Origin of the sequence: Bradyrhizobium quebecense (assembly GCF_013373795.3) — a bacterium.
GTDB classification, from domain to species: Bacteria; Pseudomonadota; Alphaproteobacteria; order Rhizobiales; family Xanthobacteraceae; genus Bradyrhizobium; species Bradyrhizobium quebecense.
Genome location: NZ_CP088022.1, coordinates 6985517 through 7000619 on the forward strand (window position 1 = coordinate 6985517; position 15103 = coordinate 7000619).

Genomic DNA, 15103 nt, shown 5'->3' on the forward strand with positions numbered 1-15103 from the left:
GCAATCTCAGCACAAACGCGTCGCGCTTGTCGCGTGGGAAAACCGATGCTCAGCAATTCGAGAATTTTACCCGATGATGATTTTGGTCTGCGGCGACATCCGCCGCAGCAGCCGCAGCATCGACGCCTTGGTCATCGAGACGCAGCCCGCTGTCGGGGCGAAATTCGGCCGCGCCAGATGCAGGAACACGGCGCTGCCGCGGCCGGCGATGCGCGGCGCGGCGTTGTGGTCGATCTCGACAATGAAGTCGTAGAGGTGATCCTCGCGCGTCAGGCGGTCGCCGCCCTGCTCCCGGTCGAGCCGGATCGGCTGGTTGTAATGGCGATCGGCGGGGTCCTCGCACCAGGCGTCCTCGCGACGGATCGGCCGCGCCGGCAGGAAGGTCACCGGACGCCGGTGCCGGTCGGCGCGCCACCAAAGTTGCCGCGGATGGAAGATGCCGCGCGGCGTGCCGCCGTCGCCCTCGCGCTTGTTGGCGAGGATTCCGCCGCGTCCGAGCGCCACGGGAACGGTCCAGCCATCGGCCGTCAGCCAACCCCGGCGCCGATCGCCGGCGGCGCTGCGGACCTCGATGGCGGAGAGCGGGCGATCACGTTTCGCTGTCATATAAGTGATTGAAATAGCTGGTCTTCCCTTAAGAATCGTTCAAAACTGAACTTGCCTTGGACGGTTCGATCATTCTATCTCCCGGCATTACAGGACATTCACGTCCTGCCCCGCCGGATTTGAGGTAGACTACGCTGCCTTGTGAATCGGTAACGACGGCCTACCTGAGCACGTATCTAGCCGATGCTACGGCCATAAGCGCCCTCCGCTTCTGACCGCCCCGCCCCCGAAGGATTGTACCTATGGCCAATGCCCGCAAGATCTTGATCGTGGATGACGATACCGATCTGCGCGATACGCTGGTCGAGCAGCTGTCCCTGCACGAGGAATTCGAAGCCTCCGCAGTCGATACCGGCGCCAAGGGCGCCACTGCCGCCAAAGCCAATTCTCCCGATCTGGTCTTGATGGATGTCGGCCTGCCCGACACCGACGGCCGCGAAGTGGTGCGCAGCCTGCGCAAGGGCGGCTTCAAGGCCCCGATCATCATGCTGACCGGCCACGACACCGATTCCGACACCATCCTCGGCCTGGAAAGCGGCGCCAACGACTATGTGGCGAAGCCGTTCCGCTTCGCGGTGCTGCTGGCCCGGATCCGGGCGCAGCTGCGCCAGCACGAGGCCAGCGAGGACGCCGTGTTCTCGGTCGGCCCCTACTCGTTCCGGCCCGGCTCCAAGATGCTCACCGGCGCCAATGCCCGCAAGGTGCGGCTGACCGAGAAGGAAACCGCGATCCTGCGCTTCCTCTACCGCGCTGGCCAGATGCCGGTGTCGCGCGAGACCCTGCTCCAGGAAGTCTGGGGCTACAATTCGGGCGTCACCACCCACACGCTGGAAACCCACATCTACCGCCTGCGCCAGAAGATCGAGAAGGACGCCGCCAACCCGGAAATCCTGGTGACGGAAGCCGGTGGCTACAAGCTGGTGCCGTGATACGCTTCGCGCTCAACGATTCGTGAAATCGAGGCGCACCGCGATTACCGGCCCTGAATGTCGATCGATGATGACGTAGCCCTGCTTGAGCAGGTCCCGACGATGCGTCTGTTGGGCGACAGCTCCTTGCGCATGCTGGCGATCGGCTCCGAGCAACGCGATTTCAACGCAGGCGAGGTGCTGTTCAAGACCGGGGACACGGCTGATGCCGGCTATGTCGTGCAGCGCGGCACGTTCCGGGTCGAGGAAGGCGGCGCCGAGATCATCGCCGGTCCCGGCGCGCTGATCGGCGAGCTCGCGCTGATCGTCGCGATGAAACGGCCCTCGACCGCGACCGCGCTGGAGCGAGGCTCGGTGATCCGCGTCGCGCGCAGCCTGTTCCAGCGCGTGCTGGAAAGCGATCCGGCCGCTGCCCGCCGGCTACGCGACGAACTCGCGCTGCGCACCAGCCAGCTCGCGAGCGATATCCTGATAGCGGGCGGGAAGTTGAGCACGTAATTCCTCGTCGTCCGGGACAAGCGAGCATCGCGAGCGCGAACCGGTACCCCACTTCGCTTGAAAACGCTCTAGGCAGGGACGACAGCGAGACTAAACCTCCATCACCGCCGTGACCGGCACATGATCCGACGGGCGCTCCCAGCTGCGGGCGTCGCGGGTGATCTTGAAATCGCTAACCTGATCCTTCAGCGCACGCGAGACCCAGATATGGTCGAGCCTGCGGCCGCGGTCGCCGACGGTCCAGTCCGCGGCGCGATAGCTCCACCAGGTGTAGACCTTTTCCGACATCGGGATCCGCTCGCGCGCGATGTCGAACCATTCGCCATGGGCCTGGGCTGCGAGCAGCTTCTCGGTCTCGACCGGCGTATGCGAGACCACCTTCAACAGCTGCTTGTGCGACCACACGTCGTTCTCATGCGGCGCGACGTTGAGGTCGCCGACCAGGATGTGACGGTCGTCGCCGCGCGGATGCAGCGGCTCGCAGGCCTTCATCTCGTCGAGGAATTGCAGCTTGTGCTCGAACTTCGGATTGAGCGCGGGATCGGGAATGTCGCCGCCGGCCGGCACGTAGAAATTATGCAGCACCAGCGGTTTTGAAAGCTGCGCTTTCTCGCCAAAGGAAACCGAGATGTGCCGCGAGTCGATCTTGTCGCAGAACGTCCGGATGTCGGTCGTCTCGAACGGCAGGCGCGAGACGATGGCGACGCCGTGATAGCCCTTCTGCCCGTTCAGCGCGACGTGCTCATAGCCGAGCCGTTTGAAGCGCTTTAGCGGAAATGCATCGTCGATGCACTTGGTCTCCTGCAGGCACAGCACATCCGGCCGCGCGCTCTTCAGGAATTTGGCGACGATGTCGATGCGCAGGCGCACCGAGTTGATGTTCCAGGTGGTGACGGAGAACCGCATGAGAGGTGCGTCTTAGCACGGTTCTCGCTGCGGGTTGGCGCTTTGTCCACAAGCAAGCGCCGTAGGATGGGTAGAGCGAAGCGAAACCCATCATCTCAATTCACGGCACGAAGGTGATGGGTTTCGCTGCGCTCTACCCATCCTACGCAAGATGGCTAACCCGGCGATGAACCCGGATACGTCGTGAAGTCGATCTTGAACAACCCCGGATCGGGCTTCTGCGTCGCGTCGAGATTGTAGACTGCAACTGTGGTGTCGTAGCCCTGCGGATCGGTGACGGTCCACTGCTTGAGCTTGCCGTCCTTGGCGCCGATCATCAGCAGGAAGCGGCTGGTGCCGACCAGCGCCTGCTTCTCCTCGATCGTGATGCTGACGAACACGTCGTCGGCGGTGACGCTGACGACGTTGGTGTCCTTCATCAGGTCGATGCGGTCCGACAGCAGATAGCGCAGCGGGGTCTGCGACAGCGGATAGATGTCCTGGGTGGCGAGCCTGCGATCGCGCACCGCGACCGACGAGCCGTCGGCGATCACCTCGATGGTGCTCGGATTGTCATATTCGAAGCGCAGCTTGCCGGGCTTCTGGATGTAGAAATCGCCCTTGGTCTTGGTGCCGTCGGGACCGACCTGGACGAAATTTCCGACCAGCGTCTGCAGCGACGACAGATAGGCCGAGACCTTGGCGGCCTGCGCCTTCTGGTTGGCGTCGAAGGTCTGGAAGATGTTGGCGGGCACGTTGCGGCGCGGATCGGGAATCACCGGGTCCGGCGGCGCCTGCGTGGCGCCCGTGGTGGCCGGGCCCTTGTCCGCGTTGCTCTGCGCGCCGGCGTCCTTGGCTTTCGGTGCAGCCTTAGGTCCCGCGTTGGCCACGGATTTCGGCGTCGCCGGCGCATTCTGCGCAGTCGCGCCGCCGGCGATCGCGGCGGTGACGAGAAGAGCCAGCGCAGTGCGCGTGCCGCGGTCAATGAGATGTTTTGCCATCAGATATGTCAGGTCTCTGTTCGACGCTCGTCCCGCTTTGCCGGATTTTATCCCGCCTCTTCCGAGGGAGATATGGTTTTTCCGTGATGATCGCCCCCGATCAGAACTGGCCTTCTTCCTCCTCGACCAGGATTTCGCGCTTTCCGGCGTGATTCGCCGGGCCGACGATGCCCTCAAGTTCCATCCGCTCCATCAGTGAGGCGGCGCGGTTGTAGCCGATCTGCAGCCGGCGCTGGATGTAGGAGGTCGACGCCTTGCGGTCGCGCTTGACGATCGCAACCGCCTGCGTGAACAGATCGCCGCCGCCGTCGCCACCCATGCCGGTGGCATCGAACACGGCGCCGTCCTCGTCGGTCGGCTCCTCCGCGGTGACGGCTTCGAGATATTCCGGCTGGCCCTGCGTCTTGAGGTGGCGCACCACCTTCTCGACTTCCTCGTCGGATGCGAACGGGCCGTGCACGCGGCTGATGCGGCCGCCGCCCGCCATGTAGAGCATGTCGCCCTGGCCGAGCAGCTGCTCGGCGCCCATCTCGCCAAGGATGGTGCGGCTGTCGATCTTCGACGTCACCTGGAAGGCGATGCGGGTCGGGAAGTTCGCCTTGATCGTGCCGGTGATGACGTCGACCGACGGACGCTGTGTGGCGAGGATCACGTGCAGGCCGGCGGCTCGCGCCATCTGCGCGAGGCGCTGCACCGCGCCTTCGATGTCCTTGCCGGCGACCATCATCAGGTCGGCCATTTCGTCGACGATGATGACGATGTAGGGCAGCGGCTCGAGGTCGAGCTTCTCTTCCTCGTAGATCGCCTTGCCGCTCTCCTTGTCGAAGCCCGTGTGCACGGTGCGCGTCAGCTCTTCGCCCTTGGCCTTCGCTTCGACGAGGCGCGCATTGTAGCCGTCGATGTTGCGCACGCCGAGCTTGGCCATCCGCTTGTAGCGCTCTTCCATCTCGCGCACGGCCCATTTCAGCGCGACCACGGCCTTCTTCGGGTCGGTGACGACGGGCGTGAGCAGATGCGGGATGCCGTCATAGACGGAGAGTTCGAGCATCTTCGGATCGACCATGATCAGGCGGCACTGATCCGGCCGCAGCCGGTACACCAGGCTCAGGATCATGGTGTTGATCGCGACCGATTTGCCGGAGCCGGTGGTGCCGGCGATCAGCATATGCGGCGTGCGCGCAAGATCGATGATCACGGGATCGCCGCCGATCGTCTTGCCGAGGCACAGCGGCAGCTTCGCAACCGAATCGACGCTTTCCTTGGCGACCAGGAGCTCGCGCAGGTAGACCTTTTCGCGATGCGCGTTCGGCAGTTCGATGCCGATCGCATTGCGGCCGGCAACCACGGCGACGCGGGCCGACAGCGCGCTCATCGAACGCGCGATGTCGTCGGACAGTCCGATCACGCGCGACGACTTGATGCCGGGCGCGGGCTCCAGTTCGTACAGCGTGACCACCGGGCCCGGATTGGCCTTGACGATCTCGCCACGCACGCCGAAATCCTGCAGCACGCCTTCGAGCGCGCGCGAATTGGTTTCGAGCTCGGCCTTGCTCAGCGGCTGGCGATCGCTCGCCTTCGGCGCGCTGAGCACGGAGACCGACGGCAGCTCGAACTTGTCGGAGTTCTTCTTCTTCGGCTTCGGCTCGGCCTTCTTGCGCGGGGCGCGGGCGACGGGAGCTTCCTCCTCGTCATCCTCTGCTTCTTCGTCGTCGAAAGCCTCGGTCTCGTCTTCGTTCTCGTCATGGGCGGGCGCGATCGAGGGCGCCGATCGGCCGCCGCCGATATTGGGCTCCTGGCGCTCGAACGCGGCGCTGCGGCCCTGCGCTCCGCTCGAGACCAGCGATTTGTAGGCGGTCGAGAACAGCCAGCCGAGCCGTGCTTTCGCACTCATCAGCGCGTGGAACAGCCAGCCCAGCGAGACCGAGCTGCGGTCGCTGTCTTCGTCCTCGACGAACGGCTCGTCGTCGTCCGAGATCGGCGTCAGTTCTTCGTCCTGCTCCTTGGCGCCCCAACCGCAGGCGAACAGGAAGCTAGCTGCCATCGCGACAAACAGGATCAGGCCGAGCACGACGCGATAGAGGAAGCCGGGCGGCCCGAACACGACGGCCGGCGTGCGCACCAGCGCGTCGCCGACCACGCCGCCGAGCCCGGTCGGCAGCGGCCATGCGGTGTTGTGCGGCCAGCAGCTGGCGAAGCCCGCCGCGATCACCATGCACAGGATCCAGCAGCCGAGCCGCAGCGCCTCGCGGTCGAACGGACGATGCGTCAGCATCCGCCAGCCCCACACCGCGACCGGCAGCAGCAGCATGATGGCGCCGAGGCCGAGAATCTGCATCAAGAGGTCGGCGCCGATCGCGCCGGGATAGCCGAGCACGTTGCGGATCGCGCGCGAGGTGGCGTGGCTCAGTGACGGATCCTGCACCGACCAGGTCATCAGCGCAGCGGTGACGGCGCCCGACAACGCGATCAGGCCGAGCCCGGTGAGTTCGCGCAGCCGCCGCGCCAGCGCCTCGCGCAACGAGAGCGGCAGGTGGCCGACCAGGGGGATGACACGTTCGATCGCTGGCATACTCAATCTTCGCGCTTCGCGATTAACCCAGGGTTTCGACCAGGCGATGCATCGCCTCGGCCGTCGATTCACTGTCGGAGACCAGCGCAAGGCGGATATAGCCCGCGCCCGGATTGGAACCGTCGTTCTGCTCGCGCGCCAGATAGCTGCCGGGAATCACGCGAACGCCGGCGTCGCGATAGAGCCTGACGGTCACCGCCTCGTCGCTGCCGCGATCGGAGACGTCGAGCCAGACGCAGAAGCCGCCGGCCGGGCGCTTGTAGCCGTAGCGGTTGCCGAGGATCTGGTCGGCGAAATCGAACTTGATGCGATAGAGCCTGCGATTTTCCTCGACGTGCGCCTCGTCGCTATAGGCGGCGACCGCGACATGCTGCAGCGGCACCGGCACCTGCGGTGCGGCGACATTGCGCAGCTCGTGGAATGCAGCGAGGAACTTTCTGTCGCCCGCGGCGAAGCCGACCCGCATGCCCGGCAGGTTGGAGCGTTTCGACAGCGACTGGAACGCGACCACATTGCTGAAGTCGGGACCGGCGCATTCGAGAACGCTGCCCGGCGCCTCGCGGGTGTAGATCTCCGAATAGCACTCGTCTGAGAGAATCATGAAGCCGAACCGGTCGGCGAGCTCTTTCAGCCGCGCAAAATAAGCGCGCGAGGCGACCGAGCCTTGCGGATTGGCAGGCGAGGCGATGAAGAAAGCCACGGTGCGGGCCCATGTCGCCTCGTCGATCGCATCGAGATCGGGCAGAAAACCGTTGGCGAGCGTGGTCGGCAGATGGATCTGCTCGCAGCCGGCCGCGCGGGCGCCGGCGCCATAGGCCGGATAGAACGGATTCGGCATCAGGATCGCCGGCCGGCCCTTGCGCGCGGCGACATATCGCGACGCGGTGATGGCGGCAAAGAACAGCCCCTCGCGGCTGCCGTTCAACACCATCACCTCGCTCTCGGGATCGACCGGCCGCGGCAATTGGAACCGGCTCGATAGCCAGGTCGCGACCGCGCGGCGAAACGGCTCGATGCCCTTGGCGATCGGGTAACGGCCAAACTCGGCGGTATGCTTTGCCAGCACCGGCCCGACGAATTCGGGCACGGGGTGCTGCGGTTCGCCTAACGACAGCGTAATCAAAGACTTGGCTGGCTGATAGGGCGCCAGCAGCTCGGTTGTACGCAAGAACGGGGAACGCTCGGCCTGGCCGGCGGATGCGACATCGCCGGCGCCCTGCGCCAAGCCGGATGAGGCGGTCATTGCCATGGTTGAAATGCCAGCACTTTCACTGCGGTCGGGGGTGAGGGGAGCCGACCGTAAACCGATCAAATCACCATAGATAGGGCGAGGTTAAGACGCGATTAACCATCGGCGGCGCGGCACGTTTGGCCGGCGCGTGATATCAGCGCTCCCCTGAGAAACCCGCATTGAAAAGCCGCAGCAAAAAATTGCACCAAGACATGATCCATCGCCGCGCCGTCAGGGCGCTCATCATCACGGGTGAACGCGACGTTCTGCTGATGCGGATTCACCCGCCGCACGGTGGCAACTGTTTCTGGATCGCGCCCGGCGGCGGCATCGAGGCCGGCGAGACGCCGGAAGCGGCGTTGCAGCGGGAGTTGGCCGAGGAATTGGGGCTAATCGATTTCGAGCCCGGTCCCGCCGTCTGGCGGCGTCATCACATCTTCAACTGGGGCGGCCGGCGAATCTCCCAGAGGGAAGAATACCGGATCGTCCACTCGGATCGCTTCGCGCCCGTGATGGCCGACAAGGCCGAGGCGAAGGTGCTCGATTGCTTCCGCTGGTGGCCGATCGCCGATCTATCCCGCGCGGAGGAGCGCCTCACGCCGCTGTCGCTGGCCGGCATCCTTGAAAGCTATCTGCGCGACGGCGCGCCAAGCGAACTGCCGGACGAGGAAGTCCTGATCGACTGAAAGGGCCTGGCGCACGCACGCTGTCACGCATTCGAGTGATCCGCTTTACCCGCCATTAACGCCAGCGTCCCGCAGCACGAATCCCTTCAGCAATTCGCAACACAGCACGACCGAATGATCCCGTGTATTGCGAGGACGTGCAGACGGACATGGCCATCAGGATCGAGACACGCGGCGACGTTCTGCGCCGTACCGGCAAGGTGATGGTGATTGCCGCCAGCATGACCGCGGTGATGTCCTTCACCATCGGCATGCTGGTGTTCGGCCGCGATCTGGCCGCGCCGATCACGGTCGGGCAGATGCAGCTGTTCGGGCTCACCGCCGGCGTCTTTATCTCAATCGCGCTCAGCGGCGCGATGTCCTATCGCGCCGGCCTCTTGATGCTGGAGCTCGCGCATACCCGCCGCGAGCTCGCCCAGATCTCGCAGACCGACCAGCTGACCGGTCTGTTGAACCGCCGTGGCTTCGACACTGAGGCCGCCGCGGCGCTCGACCAGGCGCAGGCGGATGGCGCGTCGGTGGCGGTCCTGATGTGCGACATCGATCATTTCAAGTCGATCAACGACCGCTACGGACATGAGATCGGCGACAGAGTGCTGGTCGAGATCGCCGACGTGTTGCGCCAGTTCGCGATCCGGCACGGCGCGCTGGTCGCCCGCTACGGCGGCGAGGAATTCGCAGCTGTGGTGACCGGCCTGAGCCACGAGCAGACGGCGCACGGCGCCGAGGAAATCCGCCGCGATTGCGCGGCGCGCACGATCCTCGACGGCGTGACTCAGCTGCCGGTGACGATCAGCATCGGCTTCACCTTGAAGAACTCCGGCTTCGATCTCGGCAATTTGATGCGAACCGCCGACCAGGCGCTCTACGCCGCCAAGCGCCATGGCCGCGACCGCGTCGAGCACGCGCGCGACGCGGCGTGACTTGTCGGCCTATGCGCGGTCGCTCGCGCCGGCGCGCCGCGGTCTTTATCCTCTCCTTCCCCCTGAAAGGGGGAAGGTCGGGATGGGGGTCAGCCGCGGGCAACGGTGCATGTGGAGAGAGCAGATCTCCACCCGCTTTGCTCTGATGAGCAAAGCGACCTCCCCTTTTCAAGGGGAGGTTTGAGCCGCACGGTATGAAGTCTACCGCGCCGGCAGCTTCTCGAACGACGGCTTGCCGTCGGGGACATGGTGGAAGGTCTGCTTGTCGCAGGTGTAGATCGTCATCTGCGGGGTGAACACACTGGGGTCGTCGAACGTGCCGACCTTCAGGATCGTGGCGGGCAGGCCAGGCACCTTGGTCACGAGATGGGTGCCGCATTCCGGGCAGAATTCGCGCGTCACGGCGCGCTCGAGGTCTTTCCGGGTGAACTGCTTGGGTTGGCCGGCGGTGTATTTGAAGCCGGTGGTCGGCATCGCCATGAACATGTTCGGTCCGCCGCCGGTGATGTACTGGCATTCGCGGCACAGGCATTGCGCCGCCATCATCGGTTCGCCTTCGGCCTCATAGCGCACGTTGCCGCAATAGCACCTGCCTTGCACCTTCATGACGTCCTCCCGTTTTCTTGTCTGTAGCCTGTTATTCCACGATAGCAGGCAATTCCGACAATATTTTCTCAAGCCGCAGAAAAAAGAAAGGGGCTCCAACTTGCGCTGGAGCCCCTCAACGGTCCGGACATTGCCGGGTATGTGCCCGGACCGTAGTTCTGGGAACGACCGCTTGGGGAGGTCGCGCCCCGGGAGAACTCACATGTTGTAGGCGCGCTCCGTGTGCTCGGTGATGTCGAGGCCTTCACGCTCGGTCTCGACGTTGGCACGCAGGCCGACGATCACGTCCACGATCTTGTAGAGGATCGCCGAGCCGACGCCCGACCACACCAGCGTGGTGCAGACGCCCCAGACCTGCGAGGTCATCTGCGCCACGAAGTCGTAATCGGCAACCTTCGGCGGGATCGCGGTGTAGTCGATGATGCCGGCACCGCCGAGCGCCGGGTTGACCAGGATGCCGGTGCCGAGCGCACCGATGATGCCGCCGACGCAGTGGACGCCGAACACATCGAGCGAGTCGTCATAGCCGAGCGCGTTCTTCACGACCGTGCAGAAGAACAGGCAGACCACGCCAACCACGAGGCCGAGCACGATGGCGCCCATCGGACCGGCGTAACCGGCCGCTGGCGTCACCGCGACGAGGCCCGCGACCGCGCCCGAGAGCGCGCCGAGCAGCGAGGGATGGCCCTTGATGATCCATTCCGCGAACATCCAGGCCAGCGCCGCCGCGGCCGTGGCCACGAAGGAGTTGGTCATGGCGAGCGCAGCGCCGCCATTGGCTTCGAGGTTCGAACCAGCGTTGAAGCCGAACCAGCCGACCCAGAGCAGCGAGGCGCCGATCATGGTCATGGTCAGCGAGTGCGGAGCCATCAGCTCCTTGCCGTAGCCGGTGCGCTTGCCGATCAGGAGCGCGCCGACCAGGCCGGCGATGCCGGCGTTGATGTGCACGACGGTGCCACCGGCGAAGTCGATCGCACCCTTCTTGAAGATCCAGCCGGCGTCGGCGTTGATCGCGTCGAGGGCGGCCTGCGCCTTCGTCTTGGCATCGCCGTCAGCCGCGGCGGCGAGCGCCTTGGCAGCATCCTGGATCGCGTCCGGGCCCGGCCAATACCAGACCATGTGCGCGATCGGGAAGTAGATCACGGTCACCCAGATCGGGATGAACAGCGCGATCGCAGCGAACTTCATCCGCTCGGCAAAGGCGCCGACGATGAGGGCCGGCGTGATCGCCGCGAAGGTCATCTGGAAGCACATATAGACGAGCTCCGAGATGTTGGCGTCGACCGAGAAGGTCGCGGCCTTGGAGTCCGGTGTGACGCCCATCAGGAAGGCTTTGGAGAAGCCGCCGATGAAGTCGGAGCCGCCGGTGAAGGCGAGGCTGTAGCCGTAGAGGGCCCAGAGCACGGTGACGATGCAGACGGTGTAGAACACCTGCGCCAGCACCGAGAGCATGTTCTTGGAGCGGACGAGACCGCCATAGAACAGCGCGAGGCCCGGGATGGTCATCAACAGCACCAGCACCGTCGATGTCAGCATCCAGGCGTTGTCGCCCTTGTTGACGGTTGGCTCGGCGTAGGCGGCGGTTGCGGCAAAGAGGCCGACTGCGAGGGCCGCCAGTCCCGCGCCATAGGGACGCTTGAACGTCATGTTATTTCACTCCTGAGGTCTTAAAGGTTGAGCGCGAAATCAGAGGGCCGCGGCATCGGCCTCGCCGGTGCGGATGCGCACGGCGTGCTCGAGGCTGATGACGAAGATCTTGCCGTCGCCGATCTGTCCGGTCTTGGCGGCGGAGGTGATGGCGTCGATGGTCTTGTCGACCTGGTCGGAGGCGACTGCGACCTCGATCTTGATCTTGGGCAGGAAGCTCACCGCATATTCGGCGCCGCGATAGATTTCCGTGTGGCCCTTCTGACGGCCGTACCCCTTGACTTCCGTCACCGTGAGACCGTGAACGCCAATGGCGGTCAGGGCGTCACGGACCTCTTCCAGCTTGAATGGCTTAATGATCGCCATAACAATTTTCATGAGTCCTATCCCCGCTTGGGCCCGGTGCGAACGAACACCGGGAGTTTCGACTGAGGTTCACCACGCGGAAGACATCCACTACGCGGGCACAGCCGGGACCCTTAGAATCAAATGCCGTGCCAAACGGCTCGGGTTCGCTAATGGATTATGAATCCGGACCTTTTCCCGCATTGCGGGAGCAAGCTGCCGCTGCGCTATTCCGTCGCGCCTAAAATCTAATCAGATTGGCCTAATTCGTGAGCAAGCCAGGGTCCGGACACAATTCTGCTCAGCCGCGGTGCAGGCGCCGGTATCCAGATAAAGCAATGCCGGGCCATTAGGCGGCGTCGCGTGCTGCAAAAACCCTGTCGATCAATCCCCATTCGAGCGCCTGCTCCGCTGACATGAAGTGATCGCGGTCCAGTGTCCGTTCCACCTCCGCCTCGGTGCGCCGGCAATGCTGCGCATAAAGCCGGATGATGCGCCGCTTGGTCGCCTGCATCTCGGCGGCATGGATCTGGATGTCGGACGCCTGGCCCTGGAAGCCGCCCAGCGGCTGGTGCACGTGCAGGCTGGCATTGGGAAGCGCAGCGCGATGACCGGGTTCGCCGGCCATCAACAGGAACGATCCCATCGAGCGCGCGGTGCCCATGCACAGCGTGTGCACCGGCGCCTTGATGAACTGCATGGTGTCGTACATCGCAAGCCCGCTGGTGACCACGCCGCCATAGGAGTTGATGTAGAGGTTGATCGGCTTGTTCGGGTTGTCAGCCTCGAGGAACAGAAGCTGCGCGCAGACCAGTCCGGACATCGCATCATTGACCTCGCCGTTGAGGAAGATGATGCGTTCGCGCAGCAGCCTGGAATAGATGTCGAAGGACCGCTCGCCGCGGGACGACTGCTCGACGACCATCGGGACGAGTTGCATCATGTCGCGCATCGGCGACCTCCCATTTCAGCAGGTGATGAAGTTTCAGCGGACGATGAAGTCTGCGATCAGGCCGCGCGCATCAGCACGCGGCTGTTGCTGTTGGCCGCTTGCGGCTGGTTTGCGCGCTGGTCGCAGGCTTCCTGGATGATGCGAAACCGGGTGCCCCCGGCCTCGTTCGGCTCGATCCGGAAGGTGACGTGACTCTCGCGAAACGGCGGCTCGGAATCGCGGAGCCGGTAACGCACCTCTTCGCCTGCGACGGATGATAAGGGTTCAGCGCCCGCGAGATCGCGATCCGGTAGCCAGCGCTCGCGCAGGGCTGGAATGGTGACGGCGCGCCATACTTTTTCAGGCGGTGCGTCGAGGTCGTATTCGATCACCAAGGCTGCGTCGGCGTCAGGCTCAACCGTGTCGCTCATTGATCCATGTCCTTCAAGAGGTCGGAGAGCGCTTCGATGCGCTTCGGCCAATAGGCGCGGTAGCGGGCGAGCCAGGTCCCGATGCTGGCGATCCCGTCCGGGTCGACTTCATAATTCACGAAGCGGCCCTGCCGCTGCTCGCGCACCAGTCCAGCCGCGCGCAGCACGGCCAGATGCTGCGACATCGCCGGCTGGCTGATTTCCAATCCGTCGCGCAAGGCGCTGGCATTCAGGCTGCCGCCGGCCAGCTTCTCGAAGACCTTGCGGCGGGTCGGATCGGCCAGCGCCTTGAAGATATCGGTATCGACCATGCCGACACATAGGCATACACTTATGTGTCGTGCAAGCGTGAACTCTACGCGCGCCGTGCGGGGTGAGATCGCGCCCGGTCCCTTTGCATGGGGTTGTTTTGCGAGATTGCCCTCGCGGCGCCCCCATGACCTCGGCCGCTACTGCAGCGCCTCGCCGTGCTGCGAGATGTCGAGGCCCTCCAGCTCCTGCTGCATCGAGACCCGCAAGGGGACGAAGGCGCTGACCAGCTTGAGCAGCACGAAGGTGACGCCGCCGCACCAGACCAGCGTGACCACGACGCCGTAGAGCTGGATCAGCAGCTGCCCCGGATTGCCCTCCAGAAGGCCGGAGGTGCCGCCGATCGCCGCGGTGGCGAAAACGCCCGCGAGCAGCGTGCCGGTCAGGCCGCCGATGCCGTGCACGCCGAACACGTCGAGCGAGTCGTCATACTGGAAACGGTGCTTCAGCCAGGTACAGGCCCAGAAGCAGACCAGGCCGGCAATGATGCCGATGATGATGCCGTGCCACGGCGCGACGAAACCGGATGCCGGGGTGATGGTGCCGAGCCCTGCGACCGCGCCCGAGATCATGCCGAGCACCGACGGCTTGCGGCGCGCGTCGCCCATTCGATCGCGCCCCAGGTCAGCGCGCCGGCGCAGGCCGCAAGATGGGTGGCGGTGATCGCCATCACCGCGCGCGAATTGGCCGCCAGCGCCGAGCCGCCGTTGAAGCCGAACCAGCCGACCCAGAGCAGGCCGGTGCCGACCACGGCGAGCGACAGGTCGAACGGCGACAGATTGTCATGGCCATAGCCGTGCCGGTTGCCCATCACCTTGGCCGCGACCAGGCCGCTGATGCCGGCGGACAGATGCACGACGAGGCCACCGGCGAAATCCATCACGCCCATCGAGGCGAGGAAGCCGCCGCCCCACACCCAATGCGCCAGCGGCACATAAGCGAAGATGAACCAGCCGATCGAGAACAGCACATAGGCGGAGAACCGCATGCGGTCGGCGACCGAGCCGGCAACCAGCGCCACCGTGATGATCGCAAACGTCATCTGGTACAGCATGAACAGCGCTTCCGGGATGGTCTTTGCCGCCGGATTGACGCTGTCCATCGTGATGCCGGCGAGGAACCAGCTGTCGAGCGAGCCGAGCCAGGGACCGTTGCCGACGAAGGTCAGCGAATAGCCGAAGATGACCCAGAGGATCGAAATGATCGCAACGGCCGTGAGGCTCTGCGCCATCGTCGCCAGCACGTTCTTCTTGCGCACCATGCCGGAGTAGAACAGCGCAAGCCCCGGAATCGTCATCATCAGCACCAGCGCGGTGGCGACCATCATCCAGGCGGTGTCGGCGGCGTTGATACCGGTGGCGCTGGAGTCTTGCGCTGACGCCGGCGTACCCCACGAGAGCAGGATTGCAGCAGTGATCGGCGCAGCTGATATCGCTGCACGAAGAGCTCGTGCCCCCATCATCATTCCCCGGCGTGTCGTCGTTTCTCGGTGTGGATTTCGGCGTG

15 protein-coding genes and 1 pseudogene are annotated in these 15103 nt (G+C 64.7%); 4 read left to right on the plus strand and 12 right to left on the minus strand.

Features of this window, described 5'->3' with window-relative positions:
• Positions 1-66 precede the first annotated feature (66 nt).
• The gene (locus tag HU230_RS33535; protein ID WP_176534511.1) at positions 67-606 is read right to left on the minus strand and encodes a L,D-transpeptidase family protein; all 540 of its coding nucleotides are present in this window, start codon (positions 604-606) and stop codon (positions 67-69) included.
• Positions 607-848: 242 nt separating this feature from the next.
• On the opposite strand from HU230_RS33535, the gene HU230_RS33540 reads away from it, so the two are divergent.
• Both HU230_RS33540 and HU230_RS33545 read left to right on the plus strand, forming a co-directional pair.
• Complete coding sequence (locus tag HU230_RS33540; protein WP_016841446.1) at positions 849-1535, plus strand: response regulator transcription factor; 687 nt, start codon at positions 849-851, stop codon at positions 1533-1535.
• 57 nt (positions 1536-1592) lie between these two features.
• On the plus strand, positions 1593-2033 hold the full coding sequence (locus HU230_RS33545) for a Crp/Fnr family transcriptional regulator (protein WP_176534510.1): 441 nt from the start codon (positions 1593-1595) through the stop codon (positions 2031-2033).
• 90 nt (positions 2034-2123) lie between these two features.
• Here HU230_RS33545 and HU230_RS33550 read toward each other — a convergent pair whose 3' ends face one another.
• The 4 genes from HU230_RS33550 to HU230_RS33565 all read right to left on the minus strand — a co-directional run bounded on the left by HU230_RS33550 (position 2124) and on the right by HU230_RS33565 (position 7737).
• Positions 2124-2939: an exodeoxyribonuclease III gene (locus tag HU230_RS33550; RefSeq protein ID WP_176534509.1), complete on the minus strand. Its 816-nt coding sequence runs from the start codon at positions 2937-2939 to the stop codon at positions 2124-2126.
• Between the two features lie 155 nt (positions 2940-3094).
• The gene (locus HU230_RS33555) at positions 3095-3919 is read right to left on the minus strand and encodes an outer membrane lipoprotein carrier protein LolA (RefSeq protein ID WP_176534508.1); all 825 of its coding nucleotides are present in this window, start codon (positions 3917-3919) and stop codon (positions 3095-3097) included.
• 100 nt (positions 3920-4019) lie between these two features.
• Entirely contained in the window at positions 4020-6494 is a 2475-nt protein-coding gene (locus HU230_RS33560; protein ID WP_176534507.1) for a DNA translocase FtsK, read from the minus strand.
• Positions 6495-6510: 16 nt separating this feature from the next.
• Positions 6511-7737, minus strand: coding sequence for an aminotransferase class I/II-fold pyridoxal phosphate-dependent enzyme (locus HU230_RS33565; protein ID WP_176534506.1), 1227 nt, complete (start codon positions 7735-7737; stop codon positions 6511-6513).
• Positions 7738-7931: 194 nt separating this feature from the next.
• On the opposite strand from HU230_RS33565, the gene HU230_RS33570 reads away from it, so the two are divergent.
• Together HU230_RS33570 and HU230_RS33575 are read left to right on the plus strand one after the other, a co-directional pair.
• Positions 7932-8405 (plus strand): NUDIX hydrolase, encoded by a 474-nt coding sequence (locus tag HU230_RS33570; RefSeq protein WP_176534505.1) that lies wholly within the window; start codon positions 7932-7934, stop codon positions 8403-8405.
• Positions 8406-8554: 149 nt separating this feature from the next.
• Positions 8555-9328, plus strand: a complete 774-nt coding sequence (locus HU230_RS33575) for a GGDEF domain-containing protein (RefSeq protein ID WP_176534504.1) — start codon at positions 8555-8557, stop codon at positions 9326-9328.
• A gap of 201 nt (positions 9329-9529) precedes the next feature.
• Here the strand turns inward: HU230_RS33575 and HU230_RS33580 are convergent, their stop codons facing one another.
• From HU230_RS33580 to HU230_RS33610, 7 genes and pseudogenes are all read right to left on the minus strand, one after another.
• Entirely contained in the window at positions 9530-9934 is a 405-nt protein-coding gene (locus tag HU230_RS33580; protein ID WP_176534503.1) for a GFA family protein, read from the minus strand.
• Positions 9935-10132: 198 nt separating this feature from the next.
• On the minus strand, positions 10133-11581 hold the full coding sequence (locus HU230_RS33585) for an ammonium transporter (RefSeq protein ID WP_176534502.1): 1449 nt from the start codon (positions 11579-11581) through the stop codon (positions 10133-10135).
• Between the two features lie 39 nt (positions 11582-11620).
• Entirely contained in the window at positions 11621-11959 is a 339-nt protein-coding gene (locus HU230_RS33590; RefSeq protein WP_029080945.1) for a P-II family nitrogen regulator, read from the minus strand.
• Positions 11960-12275: 316 nt separating this feature from the next.
• Positions 12276-12878 carry an ATP-dependent Clp protease proteolytic subunit gene (locus tag HU230_RS33595; RefSeq protein ID WP_176534501.1) on the minus strand — a complete coding sequence of 201 codons (603 nt, stop codon included), beginning with the start codon at positions 12876-12878 and terminating at the stop codon, positions 12276-12278.
• Positions 12879-12934: 56 nt separating this feature from the next.
• On the minus strand, positions 12935-13288 hold the full coding sequence (locus HU230_RS33600; protein ID WP_176534500.1) for an SRPBCC family protein: 354 nt from the start codon (positions 13286-13288) through the stop codon (positions 12935-12937).
• Positions 13285-13599 (minus strand): ArsR/SmtB family transcription factor, encoded by a 315-nt coding sequence (locus HU230_RS33605; RefSeq protein WP_016841428.1) that lies wholly within the window; start codon positions 13597-13599, stop codon positions 13285-13287. The genes HU230_RS33600 and HU230_RS33605 overlap by 4 nt, the downstream gene beginning before the upstream one ends.
• A gap of 138 nt (positions 13600-13737) precedes the next feature.
• Positions 13738-15056, minus strand: a pseudogene (locus HU230_RS33610) (ammonium transporter).
• Positions 15057-15103: the final 47 nt, after the last annotated feature.